Annotated in this window: 20 protein-coding genes and 2 pseudogenes; 14 read left to right on the top strand and 8 right to left on the bottom strand. The window is 42.2% G+C overall.

Annotated elements, in window-relative coordinates:
• Positions 1-62 precede the first annotated feature (62 nt).
• The 6 genes from FTT74_RS01465 (at position 63) to FTT74_RS01440 (ending at position 4,928) form a co-directional block, all read left to right on the top strand.
• Positions 63-764: a TetR/AcrR family transcriptional regulator gene (locus FTT74_RS01465; RefSeq protein ID WP_004976150.1), complete on the top strand. Its 702-nt coding sequence runs from the start codon at positions 63-65 to the stop codon at positions 762-764.
• A gap of 91 nt (positions 765-855) precedes the next feature.
• Positions 856-1,722, top strand: coding sequence for a formyltetrahydrofolate deformylase (gene purU / locus FTT74_RS01460; protein ID WP_004976151.1), 867 nt, complete (start codon positions 856-858; stop codon positions 1,720-1,722).
• A 261-nt stretch (positions 1,723-1,983) separates the two neighbouring features.
• Positions 1,984-2,775 carry an energy transducer TonB gene (locus tag FTT74_RS01455; protein ID WP_104853035.1) on the top strand — a complete coding sequence of 264 codons (792 nt, stop codon included), beginning with the start codon at positions 1,984-1,986 and terminating at the stop codon, positions 2,773-2,775.
• Between the two features lie 20 nt (positions 2,776-2,795).
• Entirely contained in the window at positions 2,796-3,419 is a 624-nt protein-coding gene (locus tag FTT74_RS01450; protein WP_096901723.1) for a MotA/TolQ/ExbB proton channel family protein, read from the top strand.
• Positions 3,419-3,823 (top strand): biopolymer transporter ExbD, encoded by a 405-nt coding sequence (locus tag FTT74_RS01445; RefSeq protein WP_004976158.1) that lies wholly within the window; start codon positions 3,419-3,421, stop codon positions 3,821-3,823. Before FTT74_RS01450 ends, FTT74_RS01445 begins: the two co-directional genes overlap by 1 nt.
• Before the next feature lie 166 nt (positions 3,824-3,989).
• Entirely contained in the window at positions 3,990-4,928 is a 939-nt protein-coding gene (locus FTT74_RS01440; RefSeq protein ID WP_131261036.1) for a DMT family transporter, read from the top strand.
• Between the two features lie 146 nt (positions 4,929-5,074).
• Here the strand turns inward: FTT74_RS01440 and FTT74_RS01435 are convergent, their stop codons facing one another.
• The gene (locus tag FTT74_RS01435) at positions 5,075-6,322 is read right to left on the bottom strand and encodes a YihY family inner membrane protein (RefSeq protein ID WP_131261034.1); all 1,248 of its coding nucleotides are present in this window, start codon (positions 6,320-6,322) and stop codon (positions 5,075-5,077) included.
• Between the two features lie 114 nt (positions 6,323-6,436).
• Between FTT74_RS01435 and wrbA the strand changes: the two genes are divergently transcribed.
• Positions 6,437-7,033 (top strand): NAD(P)H:quinone oxidoreductase, encoded by a 597-nt coding sequence (gene wrbA, locus FTT74_RS01430; protein ID WP_026438329.1) that lies wholly within the window; start codon positions 6,437-6,439, stop codon positions 7,031-7,033.
• 569 nt (positions 7,034-7,602) lie between these two features.
• A complete protein-coding gene (locus FTT74_RS01425) occupies positions 7,603-7,794 on the top strand; it encodes a hypothetical protein (protein WP_004976167.1) in 192 nt (63 codons plus the stop codon).
• A 58-nt stretch (positions 7,795-7,852) separates the two neighbouring features.
• On the opposite strand, the gene FTT74_RS01420 is transcribed toward FTT74_RS01425, so the two are convergent.
• The 4 genes from FTT74_RS01420 to FTT74_RS01405 form a co-directional block, all read right to left on the bottom strand.
• Complete coding sequence (locus tag FTT74_RS01420) at positions 7,853-8,254, bottom strand: hypothetical protein (protein ID WP_179988456.1); 402 nt, start codon at positions 8,252-8,254, stop codon at positions 7,853-7,855.
• 263 nt (positions 8,255-8,517) lie between these two features.
• Entirely contained in the window at positions 8,518-9,093 is a 576-nt protein-coding gene (locus tag FTT74_RS01415) for a xanthine phosphoribosyltransferase (protein WP_004976172.1), read from the bottom strand.
• 128 nt (positions 9,094-9,221) lie between these two features.
• Positions 9,222-9,935, bottom strand: a complete 714-nt coding sequence (locus tag FTT74_RS01410) for a DUF3108 domain-containing protein (protein ID WP_004976176.1) — start codon at positions 9,933-9,935, stop codon at positions 9,222-9,224.
• 141 nt (positions 9,936-10,076) lie between these two features.
• Positions 10,077-10,751: a hypothetical protein gene (locus tag FTT74_RS01405; RefSeq protein ID WP_004976182.1), complete on the bottom strand. Its 675-nt coding sequence runs from the start codon at positions 10,749-10,751 to the stop codon at positions 10,077-10,079.
• 275 nt (positions 10,752-11,026) lie between these two features.
• Between FTT74_RS01405 and FTT74_RS01400 the strand changes: the two genes are divergently transcribed.
• Complete coding sequence (locus FTT74_RS01400; RefSeq protein WP_171062604.1) at positions 11,027-11,884, top strand: energy transducer TonB; 858 nt, start codon at positions 11,027-11,029, stop codon at positions 11,882-11,884.
• Positions 11,885-12,096: 212 nt separating this feature from the next.
• On the opposite strand, the gene ybeY is transcribed toward FTT74_RS01400, so the two are convergent.
• Genes ybeY through miaB form a run of 3 tightly spaced genes read right to left on the bottom strand, consistent with a single transcriptional unit; the run spans position 12,097 to position 15,190 of the window.
• The gene (gene ybeY, locus FTT74_RS01395) at positions 12,097-12,579 is read right to left on the bottom strand and encodes an rRNA maturation RNase YbeY (protein WP_179988455.1); all 483 of its coding nucleotides are present in this window, start codon (positions 12,577-12,579) and stop codon (positions 12,097-12,099) included.
• A gap of 43 nt (positions 12,580-12,622) precedes the next feature.
• Positions 12,623-13,696, bottom strand: a complete 1,074-nt coding sequence (locus FTT74_RS01390; protein WP_004976193.1) for a PhoH family protein — start codon at positions 13,694-13,696, stop codon at positions 12,623-12,625.
• A 39-nt stretch (positions 13,697-13,735) separates the two neighbouring features.
• The gene (gene miaB / locus FTT74_RS01385; RefSeq protein ID WP_179988454.1) at positions 13,736-15,190 is read right to left on the bottom strand and encodes a tRNA (N6-isopentenyl adenosine(37)-C2)-methylthiotransferase MiaB; all 1,455 of its coding nucleotides are present in this window, start codon (positions 15,188-15,190) and stop codon (positions 13,736-13,738) included.
• Between the two features lie 358 nt (positions 15,191-15,548).
• Here miaB and FTT74_RS01380 point away from each other — a divergent pair, with 358 nt between their 5' ends.
• The 5 genes and pseudogenes from FTT74_RS01380 to FTT74_RS01360 form a co-directional block, all read left to right on the top strand.
• Positions 15,549-17,435, top strand: a complete 1,887-nt coding sequence (locus FTT74_RS01380) for a lytic transglycosylase domain-containing protein (RefSeq protein ID WP_179988513.1) — start codon at positions 15,549-15,551, stop codon at positions 17,433-17,435.
• A 106-nt stretch (positions 17,436-17,541) separates the two neighbouring features.
• Complete coding sequence (locus FTT74_RS01375; RefSeq protein WP_179988453.1) at positions 17,542-18,189, top strand: ribonuclease I; 648 nt, start codon at positions 17,542-17,544, stop codon at positions 18,187-18,189.
• Positions 18,190-18,393: 204 nt separating this feature from the next.
• Positions 18,394-19,380, top strand: a complete 987-nt coding sequence (locus FTT74_RS01370) for a malate dehydrogenase (protein WP_019836931.1) — start codon at positions 18,394-18,396, stop codon at positions 19,378-19,380.
• Positions 19,381-19,616: 236 nt separating this feature from the next.
• A pseudogene (locus tag FTT74_RS01365) lies at positions 19,617-20,192 on the top strand (YeeE/YedE thiosulfate transporter family protein); the annotation flags it as partial.
• Positions 20,193-20,278: 86 nt separating this feature from the next.
• Positions 20,279-20,506, top strand: a pseudogene (locus FTT74_RS01360) (IS982 family transposase); the annotation flags it as partial.

The following is a 20,506-nucleotide window of genomic DNA, read 5'->3' as shown; positions in this document are numbered from 1 at the left end:
AATCAGTCAAGTGACTTTATGTTTTCATGCCCCCCAAATTTTAAAGAATGGTTGTTTTTAGGATGTCTCAAACCAAAACGTTGAAAACCAAAGAACGTATTTTGCAATTGAGTTTGCAATTGTTTAACGAGCGTGGTGAGCGTTCGGTAACAACCAATCATATTGCGGCAGAACTGGGCATGAGCCCAGGAAACTTGTATTACCACTTCCGCAATAAGAACGAAATTATTAAAGAGCTGATGGAACAATATCAGCAAGAAACTTTAGAAATGCTGGCTTTGCCTGAAAATCGTGGCTTAGATGCCAATGACAAAATTCGTTATTTTCAGGTTCTCAGTAGTCAGCTGTGGGCTTATCGTTTTTTGCATCGTGATGTCTATCATTTGGTCGAAACCAATGAAGATTTCCGCAAAATGTATCCACGTTTTGCAGGACAGGTCATGCAGCAGGGACAAAAAATTTATCAGGCCTTTGTGGATGCAGGTCTGATGCAAATGACTGAGTCAGAAATTGAAGCCTTGATTATCAATATTTGGATTGTGCTGACCAACTGGACGAACTTCTTATATATGTCGGGTCACATTACCGATTCAAACCATTTGGAAGAAAAATGGATTTGGCAGGCTTTACGTCAAATGCTGTTCCTTGAAGGGGCATATTTACGGGGTGAAAGTCGTGCAACCTATGAGCGTTTACTAGAAACACTAGGCACATCTGAACTGTTTGAGAGTTTATCATCCAGTAAAAATACTCAAGCCGACTAAGAGACTGAGAATGGCTATTTAGAATGTCTGAGAAACGCGCTAGAATACTCGGCTTGTTTTTCAATTTAACCAAGTAGTGACTAAAAACAACATGAATATGACGACTGCGAATACTGCACGTTTACTGATTACCTGTGAAGATAAGCCAGGTATTGTGCAGGCTGTATCGAGCTTTTTGTATCATCAAGGAGCCAACATTACCGCGCTTGATCAATACGCAACAGAAGCTCAGGGCGGGCGTTATTTCATGCGGGTTGAGTTTGAACTGGATCACTTGCAAAGCCGTAAAGAAAGCTTATTGCAAACCTTTGCTTCTAACGTGGCAGAGCGTTATGAAATGCAATGGCGTTTGGCTTTGGTCAGCGATGTGAAAAAAGTCGGCATTTTGGTGTCTAAAGTTGATCATGCTTTGCTCGAACTATTATGGCGTCATTCACGTGGTGGTTTACCATGTGAAATTACCAAAGTGGTGTCGAACCATGACACCTTGCGTGAAGCGGTAGAAAACTTTGGTATTCCGTTTGAAGTAGTGCCTGTTAATAAAGAAAATAAACGTGAAGCTTACGCTAAAATTGATGAATTGATGCAAGGCAATGATTTGTTGGTATTGGCGCGTTATATGCAAATTTTGGATGAAGAGTTTGTCTCTAAGTGGGAAATGAAAGTGATCAATATTCACCATTCATTCCTGCCTGCTTTCGTGGGCGCAAATCCATATAAACAAGCTTATGAAAAAGGCGTAAAACTGATTGGTGCAACTGCACACTATGTAACAGCAGACCTAGATCAAGGTCCGATCATTGAGCAAGATGTAGAGCGTGTAAACCACGACTTTACGGTAGATCAACTGCGTGAATTGGGTCAGGATGTGGAACGTAATGTACTGGCACGTGCAGTTAAATGGCATTTGGAAGACCGTATTATTGTAGATGGCAACAAAACTGTTGTATTTCAATAGGGTAAAAGCTATCTAAAAATCGAATTAAAACATGCCGACATGGCATGTTTTTTTATGCTAAAATTGTAATGTTATAACATTTATTTAAACTGTTTTTAAAATAGCAAATTTATTGGATGATTCACGTTTGTTATTAAAAAATAGTTGCAAATGAAAACACTTCTCATTTATTATTGCGTTACTTTAATTGTGCTAACCGATCAGTTTGATCGTTCGGAATTGTGATGGTTTGGCAATTGCTTTTGAAGGTCGCTGACTTTAATGAACCAATCTCCCAACGCTATGCTACAAATGCCCAATGCCATGAAAAAGAAAGTTGTGACGGCTTTAGCTGTTGTTGCATTAGGTCATGTCGGTGTGTTGTGGGCATTGGGGCAAATGCAAACTCCGACCTTAAAGCCCATAGAAAAAGAACCTTTAAAAGTACGCTTTGTAAAAATTCAAGAACAGCCTAAACCGTTGCCACCGCAACCTAAGGCTGAACCACAGCCTGAAAAACCCAAGCCTCAGCCTGTAAAAGAAGTGCCTGTGGTAGAAAAACCGTTGCCACCGCCACCGAAAAAAGTAGAAAAAGTACAGCAAGTTAAAAAAGCAGAAGCCCCTAAACCCGTGGCGAAGCCCGTAGAAAAACCAGTCGAACGTGTGGTGCAACCTGCACCTGTAGCAACGGTGACTGAAACTAAAGTGGTACAGCCTGCACCGAAACCGACAGTTGCACCTGTTGCGCCAGCACCTGCTCCTGTCGCACCTTCTGCTCCAAAAACAGTGTCGATTGGCGGCTCAGGCGTGCAATGGAGTCGTTCTCCAAAACCTTCTTATACCAATCGTGATTTACAGGGAGAAACCCGTAACGTGGTGGTTCGGATTGAAGCCAATGAAAAAGGCGTGATCACCGATGCTCAAATTACGCGTTCTAGTGGTGTACCTGCTTTAGATCAAAAGATTTTACGCGCAGTGCGTAGTGCAAAATTCAAACCGTACAAAGAAAATGGCGTGGCTTATCCAATTCGTGCTGAGCAGCCTTTTGAATTGACATTGAACCCTAACGGCTAACCTTCAACAGGAGTTCGAGTATGAACTTTTCCGTCTATTGGCAACACGCAGATGCAGTCAGCAAAACGCTGTATTTCGTGTTATTGGCGATGTCGATTGCGACATGGACCATCTTCGCATTACGTTTGATAGGCACGCGCCAATTGAAGCAACAAGCTTATGCTCAACTGTCACAGGCTTTAAATCAGCTTAAAGCAAAACTGGTGCCCTTAAATTTTGAGCAGCGTAAAGCGGTTGCTGAGCAAGCCTTATTGCGTCAAATTTCGGTAGAAAAAGCATCGGCAGAAAAAGGCGTATCGGTACTGGGTACAATTGCCTCATTAGCACCGTTTGTGGGGTTATTTGGTACAGTTTGGGGTATTTTCCATGCACTCGTTGCGGTTGGAAAAAGCGGTCAGGCGGGATTGGCTCAAGTGGCAACGCCTGTTGGTGAAGCGTTGATTATGACGGGCTTCGGTTTGGCGGTGGCGATTCCTGCCGTGATTGCTTACAACATTTGTTCGCGTGTGAACCGTACCTTATCTACAAATTTGCAAGATCATGCACATAGTTTGTTGATTGACACCATGTTGCAACAAGATTCTTCTGTTCAAAGAACTGAAGTGAATGCAACACAACAAAGTTTAGTGGGAGGTCAGGTTTAATGGCTTTTCAATTGGGTGAAGACAACGATTCAGGCATGAATGAGATGAACCTTATTCCCCTGATCGACATTATGTTGGTATTGATGATCATCTTTTTGGTGACAGCGACCGTTGCCAACCCATCTATACCATTAACCTTACCGCAAACCAGCGCAGAAATTGTTGATTTACCGCCTGAGCAAATTCAGGTCAGTATCAATGCCAATGGTGAAGTGGCGTGGGATGATCAAATCATTAGTTTAGATGAGTTGCAAACCCGCTTTAATGATGCTAGTCAGCAAGCTCAACAGCCAACCGTGGTGTTAAGAGCAGATAAAGATGCGCGTTATGATACTGTGGCGCAAGTGATGTCACGTGCGAGTGAAGCCGGACTCAGTGATATTGCTTTCGCAACAGATGATTAAGTTAATCCTTAAAAATTAGCGATCTATTTAGGTCGCTTTTTTTATGCAAAGTCGCGCATAATGCCAAAACTCCTCAAGTACTCAATGATGTTGAATATCCAAAAGATTTAGGTTGAGTCCGCTGCTTACTTTAAAGTCTATTTTTTATCTCAGATCAGGTTCAGCCATGAGTTCACGCCAAGCACTTGATGCAAAAGCCAGCAGTATGATGCTAATTTTGTGTGTTTTTTGGGGTCTGCAACAAGTGGTGCTAAAAGTTGCTGCGGCAGATATTTCACCCTTGATGCAATTGGCACTGCGTTCAGGCTTGTCTGCTGTGATGGTGTTGCCTTTGTTATTGCTTGCAAGAAATACACAATGGGCTTCGACTGAATATCTGCCTGCAGGCATATTGGTGGGTATTTTATTTGCCGCAGAATTTTTTATGTTAGGGCAGGCGATTCAATATACTTCTGCGTCGCATGTGGTGGTTTTACTATATACCGCGCCTATTTTTGTGGCTTTAGCGTTGCATTGGAAACTACCTGCAGAGCGTTTATCTCGCTTGCAATGGGGCGGGATTCTGTTGTCTTTTGCTGGCATAGCGGTGACTTTTTTATGGCGTGATACTGTGCAACAAGAGAGCCACCAAAACTTCAGCCAGATGCTTTTTGGCGATTTACTTGCGCTGAGTGCAGGCATACTTTGGGCAGCCACAACTGTTGCGGTACGTCTAAGTCGTTTATCGGAAGCCCCTGCAACACAAACTTTGTTTTACCAATTGATGGGTGGTTTTTTGATTTTACTGCCGATGGCATGGTGGATGGGACAGGCTGAAATTTATTGGACAGCCTTAGCCATAGGCAGTTTGATTTTTCATGCGGTATTGATTTCGTTTATTAGCTATCTCGCTTGGTTTTGGTTGCTGAAACAATATTTAGCATCCAGTTTAGGCGTGTTTTCATTTTTAACGCCATTATTTGGCGTATTGTTTGGTGTATGGTTGTTGAATGAAAGCTTGAGCCAAAGTTTTATGATTGGGGCTGTTTTGGTCATGCTGGGGGTGTTGATGGTGAATGCTCAATGTTGGTTTAAACATAAAACCCAAGTACTAAAAAGAAAATAAGTATTTGCAGCTTTTCCATGAACTTGAGCAAGACTCAACATCAGCAATGTTGTCTTGTAAAAATCATCTTCAAATAACCTAGTAGCTCAATACGGGTTTAAATTTGAAGATGGGTGATATTTAAAATCTAGCGAGCGCGTACAAGATTATTTTTCTTCAAAAATCTTAGAGAGCGGAATCGACAATTTGGCAGCCAAATAGTCATCGGTTTCACTGAGTACGGGGCCAAGTTTTTGCATCCATTCATCATCAGGATAGACATTGGCCAAGTCCTGACGACGTGGCAATGAATACGGTAGCTGTGAATAAAAACTCCAAAAATCTACCTGAGATAAATTGCGCACCAAAACAAATTCATCATTTTCAGTACGTTTAATTAAATTTTGTTGTTCTAGCATCAGCACATAAGACGGCCAGCGCCCAATTTCATTACGTCCCAATACATCTAAGGCTTCAGCTTCAGTGACACTTTCTCCGCGCATTTGTTTTTTGTAAAACAATTCCAGTAAGTCCAATAGCATGAGCAGCGGATGGCATTTTTTTTCGCGACTGGCTTCAAAAGCGGTCAAGGCATAACTAATTTCAACACCTAACAGCACAATATTCCAAGACAGGAAAATCCACAGTAAGAAAATAGGTACGGCAGCAAAAGCACCATAAATAATTTCATAACTGGTGAAGTTGGACATAATAAAACCAAACAGGTTTTTCAAAAATTCAAATACAACAGCACTGAAAACCCCCGCAATTAATGCGGCTTTAATAGGTACACTGCGGTTGGGAATGGTCCAATTCAGAATAAAAAAACCTAAAATGGTTAGGGCAAATGAAATCAGCCATAAAATAAATGCGCCATTGAGTTCATAACCTGCAAAGTTATTACTCAGCACATTCATAGATGCCAAAGTTGAGGAAATGACAAAAGCACTGCCCAGTAAAATAGGGCCTAATGAGATAATGGTCCAGTAACGCATAAAACCCATAATACCGCCACGGGTTTCCTTAACCCGCCAAATTCGGTTAAACACAGTTTCAATACTGGTCAGCATCATCACCGTGGTCACGAATAAAAACAAAATCCCGATGACGGTTAAGTTGCTAGATTTGTCGGTAAAGGCATTTAAGGCTTTATCAAAGGCGATGGTGGTTTTAGGTAAAAAGTTGCTGTAAATCAGTTGTTGTAATTGTTGCCGTGCAGGTTCGAGTGCCTTAATGGATGAGATGATCACCAAAAATACGGTGAGCATAGGTACAACGGCAAACAGGGTAGTGTAGGTTAAAGAGCCTGCTTGTTCACGGCAGCGATCTGCTTCAAAGCGACGCAGCACAAATAAGACAAATTGAAACCATTGTTTGTCATAAAAAGGCAGTTTCTTTAAATACTCAACGATCATACAGTGGCTGTCTCAACTTTTTTAATCATCTTTATCTGTTTTCATGGTTAAGCTTAACCAAAAAAGCAGCAAAATACCGTATAGTTTTCATTTTTAGTCTGATTTCTTAGCATGATGCAAGCATATATTCTGGTTTTGTACTTTAGTAAATATGGTTCTACCAAAGAAATGGCACATTTAATTGCCAACGGGGTAGAGGCTAGTGGCATGCCCGTTAAAATTAGAACTGTGCCAAATATCTCGACCGTGGTGCAACAAGCCGAGCCAAGTATTCCTGCCGAAGGTGATATTTATTGTACTTTGGATGACTTGGCCAATTGTGCAGGTTTGGCTTTAGGTTCACCTACACGTTTTGGCAATATGGCATCTGAAATGAAATATTTCTGGGATCAAACCACTAGTCTGTGGCTGAATGGCGCATTGCACAATAAACCTGCCTGCGTTTTTACCTCATCGGGTTCGATGCATGGTGGACAGGAAAGTACCTTATTGACCATGTTGCCGCCATTGTTTCACCACGGAATGATGATTATGGGATTGCATAATGCGCATCCTGCTTTATCAAATACCAAAACGGGCGGTACGCCGTATGGTGCAACGCATGTGAGCGGCCCGCGCCACGATCAGGCTTTGAGTCAGGATGAAAAAATCCTTTGTGAAGCGCAAGGACAACGCCTAGGTGAAATGGTAAAAAAATTACAGGGCATGTGAGATTCTTTCTTTAATTAAGATGAAGCGTAAAATGTGGATATCGTTTTACGCTTTTATCTTTTGTACTTGAATTCGATTGGCTTATGTAGCATTGAGCGTGCTAAAAAATAAGTTCACTTTTCACCTAAAATCACCATTTGCAGTGATATTCAGTTTTTCTCTTTTCACGTCTAATAACCGCTTTAAAAGCAGAGTTTTCTGTCACGGTTCACGCAGCATTTTTTTTGCAGGCTAGGGTCTGTTGACATTTCATAAATGGCTTGCGCTGTAGGCTAAAACTGAGCAGATCAGGCATGAAACGCAAGGAATAGCGAGATTATTGCTAAGTTTCATAACGCAATCTGAGAAAGTTTTAGCCACAGCCTTTCGGGGCGAGCATATTTTTTGCTGCTATTGCGTTATGTGCCAGTCATTTAGAATGACTAAATTTCCTGTCCCATGCCTTATATCAGCTAAAAAACCTTGCGAGATATATCTCTCATGCCGCAAACATAGACGAATTGTCAACAGACCCTAATGTATTGAGCACAACGGACTGCTGTAAAAATGAGAGATTGAGGAAAGTGAAAATGAATAAGTGGATGCTGATTGGGTTAGGTCTAATGAGTTTAGGGTGTTCATGGTCGAGTGTTGCAGCGACTGAAATTGTGCATAGTCTGAGTTTTCCAGAAGAACAACGTATTGAAAAACAACCTGCGGAAGCACAGTATTTAGCGGCACAAAAAACTGTGATGACTTCTGCAAGCAGCACTGCAAAATAAAAAGATGCAATCAAAAAGTGCTGCAATGTGCAGCACTTTTTTTGAAATTGATTTAGGGTTACTTAGAGTTGCTTGGCTGTTTCAACTTTTCTTTAAAGCGGTGTTTACATTTGAGGCATTGAAAATCTAGAAAAATATTCTGATCAACAATTACACCTGCTTTTTTACCAAAGCGATGCCCAAGAAAACCACCTGTGATTCCCACGCTAATTGCCCCGACAAATGTTCCAATGGTGCCGCCCATAATCACGCCCAAAGGTCCTGCGGCAGTACCGATTGCCGCACCAATAGAAGCTCCTGAAGCTGCGCCGCCTACTGTACCTGCTGCCGTACCTGCAGAGCCTAATAACACGCCACCAATTTTTTGTAAGTTTTGTTCATGGTTGCGTTTTTCAACTTGAGTTGAACCACATTTCGGACAGGTGATACTGTGTTGCATCAACGGATTGTCTTGTGTCATGACTGTAAATTGCCTTATGCTCATGCCGCATGCATCAATGCACGCAGACGATCTAAAAAGTGCTGTCTAGAGCTGCAATCAGAAAAACTAGACTGCTGAATCACTGTTATTTCAAGTGCAGAATGGCGTAGCGCGGCTATTTTGTAAATTCAATATATGTAAATGAGTTGTTTAAGTTTAAAAAAAGCATAAAAAAAAAGAGCGCCTAAGCACTCTTTGATCATCGGGTTTAAATGATGAACCAACATCAGTTTTAATCGACCTTAATCGCGTACAAATTCAACTGTACCGTTTGCCAAAGACTTTACTCGTGCCAATGATTCAACGCGATAGCCTTTTTCAAGCAATAATTCACGACCCGGCTGGAATGACTTTTCAATCACAATCCCAATACCCACGACTTCTGCATTGGCTTGATGGATTAAATCTGCTAAACCGAGTGCAGCTTGACCATTTGCCAAAAAGTCATCAATCACCAAGACTTTGTCGCTAGCGCTAATATGTTTGTTTGAAATGGCAATCGTGCTTTCAGTTTGCTTGGTAAATGAAAATACTTTAGAGCGGTATAAATCATCTTTTAAGGTTAAAGATTGATATTTACGTGCAAAAATTACAGGTACGCCAAGCTCTAAACCTGCCATCACAGCTGGTGCAATGCCAGAAGCTTCGATGGTAATAATTTTGGTGATGCCTGCATCTTTAAACAAACGCGCAAATTCTTGACCAATTTGCTGCATCATCACAGGGTCAATTTGATGGTTTAAGAAAGAGTCGACTTTTAGAACCGCTTCAGATAGAACGATACCTTCGGCTAAAATTTTCTGTTCTAGTGCATGCACGGGAGAATCCTCAAGAGCAGGTGCTTTTCAAAGCAAAAGCGTATTTTAAAAAGCACCTGAAAAAATGCAAGAACAATTTACCAAATGGTGAATAACTGCCAAGCTTTGCTCAGTAGTTATATTCTAAATTAGTTGGTCGGGCCTTTATAGCCTGTGAGTAATAATCCATAAGACTTGTCTTTGTCTTGGTGGGTAACTTTGACAGGCAAGTAGTCAAGTTTTGGTGCCAACCAGAAAATCGTATCACGGTTTGGTTTGTTGTGTTTCAGCACCACTTTAATGGTATCAAAAGTACCATAACTGGTTTTGATTTTTTCTGAACCTTGCTTAATAAAGCGACGTGATTCCACCTCTTTATTATCGGCAATATAGTAGCTCGATTTTAAACCGCCACTTTTTAAGTCTTCACGGATTTGCAGTTCCGCATTCAACTCATCCAACACGCCCGCTTTCCACGCAAAAGAACGGGTGTCGCTGTCCTTTTTGGTGTTAATGGTTTTCGCCGAAGGATTGAAGTTAATACTCATGGTGTTGTTATGCACCAAAATCTTACTGCTGCGGCTAAAGCTAGATGAGCCAATTTTGCCATTATTAAAACTAAAACGGCTAGTTTCTGTAGCAGAGGCAATCACGCCTGCTTTGGCAGCAAACACATAACTCCATTGGTTACCTGTTTGGCTTAAAGTACGTGTTGCAGAACCTAAGTTTTTACCATTGTAGTTAAATTGATAACTGGCTTGGAAAGGACTCATGGCAAATGTTTGGCTAGAGAAACCAGCCAAAAACAGTGCTGTAGACACACCGGCTGCCATACCCATTTTTTTCAATACATGATTTGCCATTGCTGAGATATTTCCTCTGTATGTAGGGAGATGCAATTTGCTTGTTGCCATTATACGCGTTGAATATGAAGAGAAAATTAGGAATTATGCGGCTTGTGTAGTTTTCCTGTATGTATTCTCTTCTAAAGTTTCAGCTTAGCTTTATTTTTGTTTCAGCGGTGTGACTTGCGTATCTGCAAGAGATTCTTCCACATCTTCTAGTCTTTCTTCAGACATTTTGCGGAACAACGCCGTTAAATTGACGTTGCCAGTGAGCACCAATTCCGCTTCACGTAATACCGCATGATTCACATGAACTTTGCTGAGTGTGTCAATGATAGAGCGGCTTTTGCCCAACCAGCGATTTAAATCTAAATGCAGCAAATCATCTTTGACTTTAATGACTTTGAGTTTTTCTAAAATCATGCCTAAAGGGTCATCATTGCGTATTTTTTGATAGTAAAATAAAGCGCACTTCACAGCGATTTTATGCAAAAAACTTGGATAACTTGCTTCAATCACCTGCGTGTCACTAATTTGTTCAAACACAATCAGCTGAGTATCTTTATTCAATTCCATCTGTACTAATTTTAAATCGACAGACAGAGTGATGTTCAAGCCGTTGTAATCTAGGGTTGCATAAAGACGTAACCAGTCGTCGTGTAAGTCTGCGTGCAGATCTTGCAACATTTTCACATTATCGGTCACAAAGCGCTGAAAAGTCGCATTTAAGAAGACCTGAGATAATGGAAATTCACGTTCATCCTCAATAAATCCTTCCGCTTTTTGGTACACTTGACGGATACGTTGAGAGATATTGGTGATCAGGGTTTGCATACGGCCGTCCAAGTCGTTCATTCATTCTTTACAGATACAAATATTTTGTCGAATTGTATTAAAAATACAGGCATAGAAGCTTGCAGTTTAGCAAAATAAGTTGCACCATTTTTAAGATTTTAAGGCTCAGTAGTCAGCTTTTTGATGAACTTCGCAGTTTTGCAGAAAAGCAAAAACTGAGCAAAGTAATATGCTCTTTAGTTTATACCGCATTTGGCGGCTTGGGGAATCAGACGTTTTGTCGGATTAATGTGATGCTAAAAAAAATTCAATTGATGCCTTCTACGCAAGATTGGTGGAAAGATCCTATTTTTGCTGCAGCGTTGCTGGTGGCTGCTGTATTGCACGCATTAATTTTGGCCGTGCAGTTTGCTGCACCGCAACAAAGCGATGCTGCGGTCAAAGAGATTGCGGTATCGGTACGCATGAGCGATGCAAAAGTTGAAGATGCAGATTTCTTAGCCCAAGCCGATCAGCAAGGTTCAGGTACGTTCCGTGAAGAACATCGCATGTCGAGTGATATGCCTGCACCCATGACTGAACAAAGTGCAGGGGAGCAGCAATTGGAAAGTTTAGAGCGTATGCAGCAACAGCGTGAATTAAACTTTGAAGAAAAAGTATTGATGACCACGCTCAGTTGGCAAAAACAGGCTGCAGAAAATCAGCGCAAAAAAGCCATGCAGGAGTTGAATAGCCAATTCCAAGCTAAGGCTGCCATGGTCGCCAGTATTGAAGCGCAATATTTACAACGCCAACAAAATTTTAGCCGTCAGCAAAAAATTAAAACCATCGATGGGATTCAGGCCAAGCAAGACAACACCGCTGGTTATATGGAAAAATTCCGTCAAAAAGTCGAATTTTATGGTAACCGTTATTATCCAGAACAAGCCAAAGCACAGAATTTGGCAGGCGAAGTACGTTTAATGGTGATTTTGAACAACAATGGTGGGATTCGTGCCATTCGTTTAATTGAAAGTTCAGGACATGCCATGCTAGATGAAGCAGCCAAAGCTTCGGTGCGTAAAGCCGCACCTTTTGGTGCATTTGATGCCAAAATGAAAGATATTTCTGAATTGCGGATTGTACGGACGTGGCGTTTTGACCCTGCTGAAGCTGAGTTTGAGGTGCGCTAGTTTTTCCCTCTCTCTGGCTCTCTCCCAAAGGGAGAGAGGACTTTGTGGACAAGTAACAAGAATCTACTCTCTGCTTTACGCAGCAATGTTCTTCTGGTATTTAGCAATCATGGGACTCTAATGAATGTTCTCCCTCCCATTGGGAGGGAGTAGTTTTAAACAAAAAAGCGAGCCTTAGCCCGCTATTTTTATGATTTTCTAAAACTTAAAATTCAATCTCTTTCCATGTATGGATTATCCAAACCCAACTTGGCAAGAATCTCAACTTCTAAAGCTTCCATTTCTTCGGCATCCTCATCTGAGGTTTCATGATCATAGCCCATAAGGTGCAGCGTGCCATGTACTAGCATGTGAGTGAAATGCGCTAATGGTGTTTTGGCTTGTTTTGCAGCTTCCTGTAAAACCACAGGAATACAAATTACCAAATCCCCAATAGGGAAGCTCGGCAAAACTTGTGCCATTTCATCGGGTAAATCGCTTGGGAAAGACAAGACGTTGGTAGATTTGTCTTTTTTGCGATATTCCAGATTGAGCTTGTGACTTTCGGCATGATCGACACAGGCAATTCCAATTTCACAATCACTTTGGGTGTCTATATGTCTTAAAGTGGTTTCGACTACTTTTTTCAGATAGGCACGTTTTAACACCAGCTCAGGCGCTTGAATGTCCTGTTGCAGGCTGAGACTTAATTTCAAAATGAATCCTTAATACTTCAGTAGGTTGCAGAGCGCACAGCGATTAGTGCTGTGCATCTGCTGCGGCATCATTTTCCGCAATTAATGCTTCCTGGCGCGCTTTACGTTCTGCACGCGCTTCGGCACTTAAACGCTGTTGCTCACTGTCCCAGCCTTCATAGGCTTCAACAATTTTCTGAACCAGCTGGTGACGCACGACATCACGAGAATGGAAACGAGTAATATGAATTTCAGGGATTTTATCAATCACACGTAAGGCATGTGCCAGACCAGACTGCTGACCACGTGGTAAATCCACCTGAGTCACATCACCGGTAATCACTGCACGTGAACCAAACCCTAAACGGGTCAGGAACATCTTCATCTGTTCAGGCGTGGTGTTCTGGGCTTCATCCAAAATCACAAAAGAGTGGTTGAGGGTACGACCACGCATATACGCCAGTGGTGCAACTTCAATCACTTGACGTTCAATCAGCTTAGCAACTTTTTCAAAGCCGAGCATTTCATACAGGGCATCATAAAGGGGACGCAAATACGGGTCAATTTTCTGGGTTAAATCACCCGGTAAGAAGCCCAGTTTTTCACCCGCTTCAACCGCAGGGCGCACCAATAGAATCCGCTGGATTTCATTGCGTTCCAACATATCTACGGCAGCGGCAACAGCCAAATAGGTTTTACCCGTACCTGCAGGGCCAATACCAAATGAAATATCACTTTGCAAAATACGTTGCACATAACGCTTTTGGTTGGCACCGCGTGGATTAATGCGCCCTTTGCGGGTTTGCAACCAAACAGCATCCAATCCAGTATGCTCTTGCCCATCATCCGATTGTAATTCACGGTCAGTCTGACTGCCCTGAATCATCATGTGGAGCGTGTCTGCACTAATTTGTGCAGAGCTTTCCGCTTCTTCATGCAGGCGTTGCAAGAGTGTTTCGGCTCGTTCAACTGCATCAATTTCCCCATCTATAAAAAAGGCGTCACCACGATGAGAAATTTGGACGTCTAGACGTTGTTCGATTTGTTTCAAATGTCCGTTATAAGCACCGAGCATGCTTTTTAGACGTTCCATTGAAATGCCAGGAAAAGTTACTGTACGTCGAATCGCTGCAGTCAAGAGAATTCCTTAATCTGTTATTGGACTTTAGCTCCTACATTACGCCACGTCAGGCTCAAGATTCAAGAGTTCACCGTAAACTAAATTCAAAGTTTTAATCTCGGTAATCTCAATCTCCGCAAAGCGTCCGACCCAAGCAGGGTCACCAATAAATGTTACTAAACGTGTATTGTCGGCCGTACCCACTAAAATGTTCGGGTCTTTGTCGGAAACATTTTCAATTAGGACACGTTGTACCGTCCCAAGCATGGCATCGGTCTTATCAATACTAGATTGTTTGATCCATTGCTGAACTTTGGACAAACGCTCTTTTTTAACATCTTCAGGGGTGGTGTCTTCGAGTTCCGATGCAGGTGTTCCCGGACGTTTTGAGTAGATAAAACTATAAGAATGGTCAAAATCCATATCTTGAATAAACTGATAAGTTTCTTCAAAGTTTTGATCTGTTTCACCCGGGAAGCCAATAATAAAGTCGCTAGATAAGTGCATGTCTGGGCGTACTTTACGTAACTTGGCAATCTTGTCGATATACACATCAATGGTGTGGTTACGTTTCATGGCTTGTAACACATCATTCGAACCACTTTGCACAGGCAAGTGTAAATGCGACACCATTTGCGGTAAATCACGGTAGCATTGAATCAAATCATCATTAAATTCAAGCGGGTGTGATGTGGTGTAGCGAATTCGTCCAATGCCAGGTACTTCGGCAACCAAACGCAGTAAATCGGCAAAAGTACAAATTTTACCGTCAAAAGTTTCACCGCGATAGCCATTTACGTTTTGACCGAGCAAGCTAATTTCACGCACGCCTTTTTCGGCCAAAGTCGCAATTTCAGCTAAGACATCATCTAAAGGACGTGAAACTTCTTCACCGCGCGTGTAAGGCACTACGCAGAAAGAACAGTATTTTGAACAGCCTTCCATAATCGACACAAAAGCTTTAAACCCTTCAACACGCGGTTCAGGTAAAAAGTCGAATTTTTCGATGTCTGGGAAAGAAATATCCACTAGTTTGATTTTTTCTTTCTTTGGTTTTTCAACTTGATCGTGGTGCTGATCAAGCATTTGTGGCAAACGGTGCAAGGTTTGTGGGCCAAAAATCATATCCACATACGGTGCGCGTTTTTGAATGTTGTCGCCTTCTTGAGAAGCCACGCAACCGCCTACACCAATGACCAAATCAGGATTTTTTTCTTTAAGCTTGCGCCAACGTCCTAATTCAGAAAATACTTTTTCTTGGGCTTTTTCACGAATTGAACAGGTGTTCATGAGCAAAATATCGGCATCGGCAGGGTTGCTAGTCAGCACATAGCCGTGCGAGTCGCCCAAAAGGTCTGCCATACGGTGACTGTCATACTCATTCATCTGACACCCTTGCGTTTCGATATACAGTTTTTTAACTGAACCGTCGGCTGGGGTGTGCTGTGGCTGGGTAACAGTGTTTTCTGAGGCAGCTTGGGCACCATTCGGGATGAAGGTTTGAACCGTCATGTAGGCTCCTAAGAGATAATTCACGAGTTCGTTTATAAAAATAAACGGAATAGATAAAACAGAGGGGCGTATTTTAGCAGGAATTCAAGATAAACTGACAGCCTTTAATCCGTGCATCACATACTTGAAATGTGAAGCAAAATTGTTGGAAGATTGATTTCAAGATTAATAGTGTCTAATCATAAGGTTACATAACAGAACACAACTTGGGTTCTAGACTAATTAAACTAAGCTGAATGATTGGATGCGGATCTCGAGGCAGAAGTAAATGACTGAAGGCAAGCGAATGCTGCAAATGATGAAACAAAATAATAAATTAACGAAAAAGCTTGTGCTAAGTCTGGTTTCGCTTGCCGTGATGACGGGTACGCATGCCGCAAATGAACAGTTTAATGATGCACTGCGTGCAGCCAATTCAGGTGATGTCGATTTATTGCAGCAGTATCAATATGCCATGCAAAATGATGTTTTGGGCTACTATCCTGAATACTGGGCATTGAACACCAATTTGGGCATGCAACCTGCCAGTGCAATTGTTCAGTTTGCACAGCGCCATCCACAATCAGCGATGGCAGAAAAACTCGCAGCCGATTACATCGAAGAAAAAGTGAAACAGGCCGATTTTAGCAGTGCACAACCTGTGCTTGCCTATGTGAGTAATGCTGATCAGGCCGAAAGCTGTGCCATGGCACAAGTTCGTACCCGTTCGGGTGATCCTTTGGTGGTCGCGGAATTTAAAGATGTTTGGTTGACCACGAACTCACAACCTGAATCTTGTACAGGTCTAGGTCGAATGATGCTCTCTAGTCCAATTATGACTCAGCAAGATAAACAGCAACGCTTATGGGCACAATTGCGTGCAGGGCAGTCAGGGCTCGCTTTAGCGACTGCGCAAAGTTTAGGTATGAATATCAGTTTGGCACAATTGAACAGCATTCAAGCCAATCCACTGAATTATTTGTGGTCTGCGCCTAAAGCAAGCAACGAAGACCATGCCTATCTTATTTATGCGATCGGACGTTTAGCCGATAGCGATTTAGACTCGGCACTTTCTTCACTAAAACGCAGTGCAGAAGGTGCGCCAGAATCGGTACAAAAAGCCTTGTATCGTGCTGTGGGATATATTGGCGGCACTACAGTCATGAAAAACAATTTTAAGCGTGAAGTGTTAAGTGCCTTAGACGCCAGTTATGGCTTACCTTTTAGTCCCGAAGAAGCAGAAATTTATGCCCGTCAGGCGATTCGTTTTGGCGCATGGGAAAGTGTGATTCGTGCTGTAGACAGCATGAGTGTGACTCAAAAACAGGAAGATCGTTGGCAATATTGGTTGGCACGTGCTTCAGAACAACGCAATGATGCAGCGTCGAAACGTAGTGCACAAAATATTTATAAAAAATTGGCGCAGGGTGATGATTATCACAACTTGTTGGCAAAAGATCGTCTTGGGCAAACCTACAACACGATTCCTGCGAATACGCAACCAAGTACCAATGACTTACAGCGTTTGAATCAAGATATTCACTTTAACCGTGCCTTTACTTTGCGTGAAATTAATGCACCTGCCAATTATGTCAACCGTGAATGGAACTGGGCGGTACGTCAGGCGTATTTAAGACAGGATGATGGTTTGATTTTAGCAGCGGCTAAGCGTGCAACCGATATGGGTTGGTATGATCGTGCCATTTATGCAGCAGATCGTACTGTGAATAAGCACAACTATAGTTACCGTTATGCTATGCCACATCGTAATTATGTTGTGAGCCACAGTCAAAATGCAGGTATTGACCCTGCTTGGGCTTATGGTTTGATGCGTCAAGAAAGCCGTTTTAATACTACTGCACGTTCGCATGTAGGTGCAGGTGGACTCATGCAAATTATGCCAGACACGGCACGTTTGGTTGCACGACAAATGGGTGAAACTTATAATCCTGCTGCACTCAGTGACATGAATACCAACATCCGCTACGGTACATTTTATTTGTCGACCATTCAGCGACAATTAAGCAATAGCCCTGTGCTGGCCACAGCAGGATACAACGCCGGGCCAAATCGTGCACGCCGTTGGCAGCCAGAGTTTCAGCAAATTGCGGCAGACCAATATACTGAAAGCATTCCTTTGTTGGAAACACGTGACTATGTCAAGCATGTCATGACCAATGCCACGCACTATGGTGTGCTGTTGGGGCAGGGTGGACAATCAATGAGTAGCCGTATGCAACATATTCCATCTCGGAATACACCTTAGGAAAATGTTACAAGTGATACAGTTAGATGATCATGCGTGTTGATATATAGATGCGTGAGTCATTGGGTGTATAAGAATTTAGGGGGCTGAAGCATTGAAAATGTGGATGAGTACAGTTTTACAGCCAATTCAAGTTACATTGCTCGGTTTGAGTGGTACAGCTTTGGTTTTGTGTACGCAAAATACATTTTCTGCCCCCGTGCAAGGCTATGTGATGTCCGTGCAAATGACGCCCGCCGTGTGTTTAATCGATTCGAGCAAAAGCAAAAAGCGTAAATGTTTAGAAGGTTACTCACTGAATATTGAGGGTTTATATCCCGAAGTAGCCACGCGTGAATGTAGCACCCATTCATCGGCAAAGTTACCGCCGCTACAAGCGAAGGTAGTGGCGCGAGTCATGCCTGATGAAGCTGCACGGATACAATTGTGGCAAGGTATTGGCGGCTGTGTGCCCATGAATGCCAGTCAGTATTTTCGCATGATTATTAATAATGCAGATCGGATGAACGTGCCTTCGGTATTGACAGGCCAAGACACGCAGACGGTGCAATTGTCACAACTACGGAGTTTGTTTCTCAAGTCCAATTCAGGTATGTCATCAAAAAGCGTGCATTTTCAGTGCTCTAACCATCAAGGTAAAAGTTATTTAACTGAAATCAAAATTTGTTATAACACCGCAGGACGCTATAAGCAGTGCGGTGCAGCGATTGAATCAAATTGCCCGAATCAGTTTGTCATTAAAGGTTCTTACTAGTTTGCTAGGTGACTGTAATTTCTGAATTTTAAGCTTTTTGAGAAATTTTATTCATATTTTCTATCAGACTTTTGTGGAATTTGATGCGCTTTTGCATGCATCCGCTGAATGATTGGAGTACAATCTTTCGCGTTTATGATTATTAAGATTAGATAGAACAGCTATTTAATCGCATTGACTATCCTCTCAATTGGAGATAATTACATGAAGCAACCTGTTCGCGTTGCCGTTACTGGCGCTGCTGGTCAAATTGGTTACAGCCTATTATTCCGTATCGCTAGCGGTGAAATGTTGGGTAAAGACCAACCAGTTATCCTTCAATTATTAGAAGTTCCTTTTGAGAAAGCTCAAGCTGCGCTTAAAGGCGTAATGATGGAACTTGACGACTGTGCTTTCCCATTATTGGCTGGCATGATCGGTACTGATGATCCTAAAGTGGCATTTAAAGATGCTGACTACGCGTTATTGGTTGGTTCTCGTCCACGTGGTCCTGGTATGGAGCGTGCTGACCTTCTTAAAGTAAACGGTGAAATCTTTATTGGTCAAGGTCAAGCACTTAACGAAGTTGCTAGCCGTGATGTTAAAGTTCTAGTTGTTGGTAACCCAGCGAACACGAATGCTTACATCGCAATGAAATCTGCTCCAGATCTTCCAGCGAAAAACTTCACAGCAATGTTACGTCTTGACCACAACCGCGCGTTAACTCAACTTGCTCAAAAAGCTGGCGTTGCTGTTTCTGACATCAAAACAATGACAGTTTGGGGTAACCACTCTCCAACAATGTATGCTGACTACCGTTTTGCAACTGCAAATGGAGAAAGCTTAAAAGACAAAATCAACGATGCTGAATGGAACAAAGACGTATTCCTTCCTACAGTTGGTAAGCGTGGCGCTGCGATCATCGAAGCACGTGGTTTATCTTCTGCTGCATCTGCTGCAAACGCTGCAATTGACCACATGCGTGATTGGGCGCTTGGCACAAACGGCGAATGGGTAACTATGGGTATTCCTTCTGACGGTTCTTACGGTATTCCTGAAGGCGTAATGTTCGGTTTCCCTGTAACTTGCGAAAATGGCGAATACAAAATCGTTCAAGGTCTTGAAATCGACGAGTTCAGCCGTGAGCGTATCAACTTCACGTTAAACGAACTTGAAGAAGAACGCGCAGCAATTGCTGACATGATTAAATAATTTAATCTGCTAGATTAAGTTAAAACTCCTTCGGGAGTGATGCCAGTCAACCTAAAAGTTGACTGGCATTTTTTTTGCGCTTGATTTTATCTTTGCAATTAAAAGCCTATCATCAGCTAAGCTCATATTGCTTATCAAATATCAGAATGGATAAGCGACTATAAAATAGGTCGATTGACCTGCTCGGTAGGGGAAATTGCTTAGAATACGCGGGTTTCCTTTTTCAAATCTTCTCTCTGTCATGTCAAGTTATTGTTGCAAGTGCCCATAGATCGAATGTTTCGGTTTGGGTGGCTTTTATCTTACTTGTTGTCGGTACTATCGGCGCCTATCAAATCGTGGGTCTAAATCAAGCACTGTTATTTTTAATTGGTGGTGCTTTGGGGATGACGTTGTATCACGCCTCTTTTGGTTTTACTTCTAGCTGGCGTGTGTTTATTAAAGAACGTCGTGGTCGTGGTTTGCGGGCTCAAATGATTATGCTGGGCTTGGCGGTGTTGTTGTTCTTTCCTGCTTTAGGTGCAGGTGAGTTGTTTGGCAATCCCGTCAAGGGCAATGTCAATCCTGTGTCGATGTCGGTCATGATTGGTGCTTTTATTTTTGGTATTGGCATGCAGTTGGGGGGTGGCTGTGCATCGGGTACGCTATACACGGTAGGCGGTGGCAGTGCGCGTATGTTGGTTACGCTATTTTTCTTCTGCTTAGGTTCACTGATTGCCACTTCGCATTTAGATTGGTGGTTTAATCTGCCGCATTTGGCGCCAATCTCGATTGTCGAAAGTTTTGGGGTGATTCCTGCACTTATTCTAACCCGAATTACGGATAAGAAAAGCCCTTGAAAAAAAGGTAGTTAGAGCCATTTAGAAAGTTACGACACAACCCAAAGGCTCTAACTACCATGTACGATTTTACAGAAATTTTTTGTATTGTTGATGATTTTTTCAAAAAATTTGAACCCATCTATTGGCAATTTCTCAAGCAAGAAAACAAACGTCAACGTATCAGACAAGCAACGCTATCTTTATCAGAAATTGTGGCTATCTCCATCTACTATAAAACATCTCAAGTACATAATTTTAAGATGTTTTTTAACTTGCTTTGTCAGTTTGAAAGCAAACTCTTTAAA

Origin of the sequence: Acinetobacter sp. YH01007 (assembly GCF_013420425.1) — a bacterium.
Classification (GTDB): Bacteria; Pseudomonadota; Gammaproteobacteria; order Pseudomonadales; family Moraxellaceae; genus Acinetobacter; species Acinetobacter towneri.
Note: the sequence above shows the minus strand (reverse complement) of the source record. Positions and strands in the feature narration are given on the sequence as shown.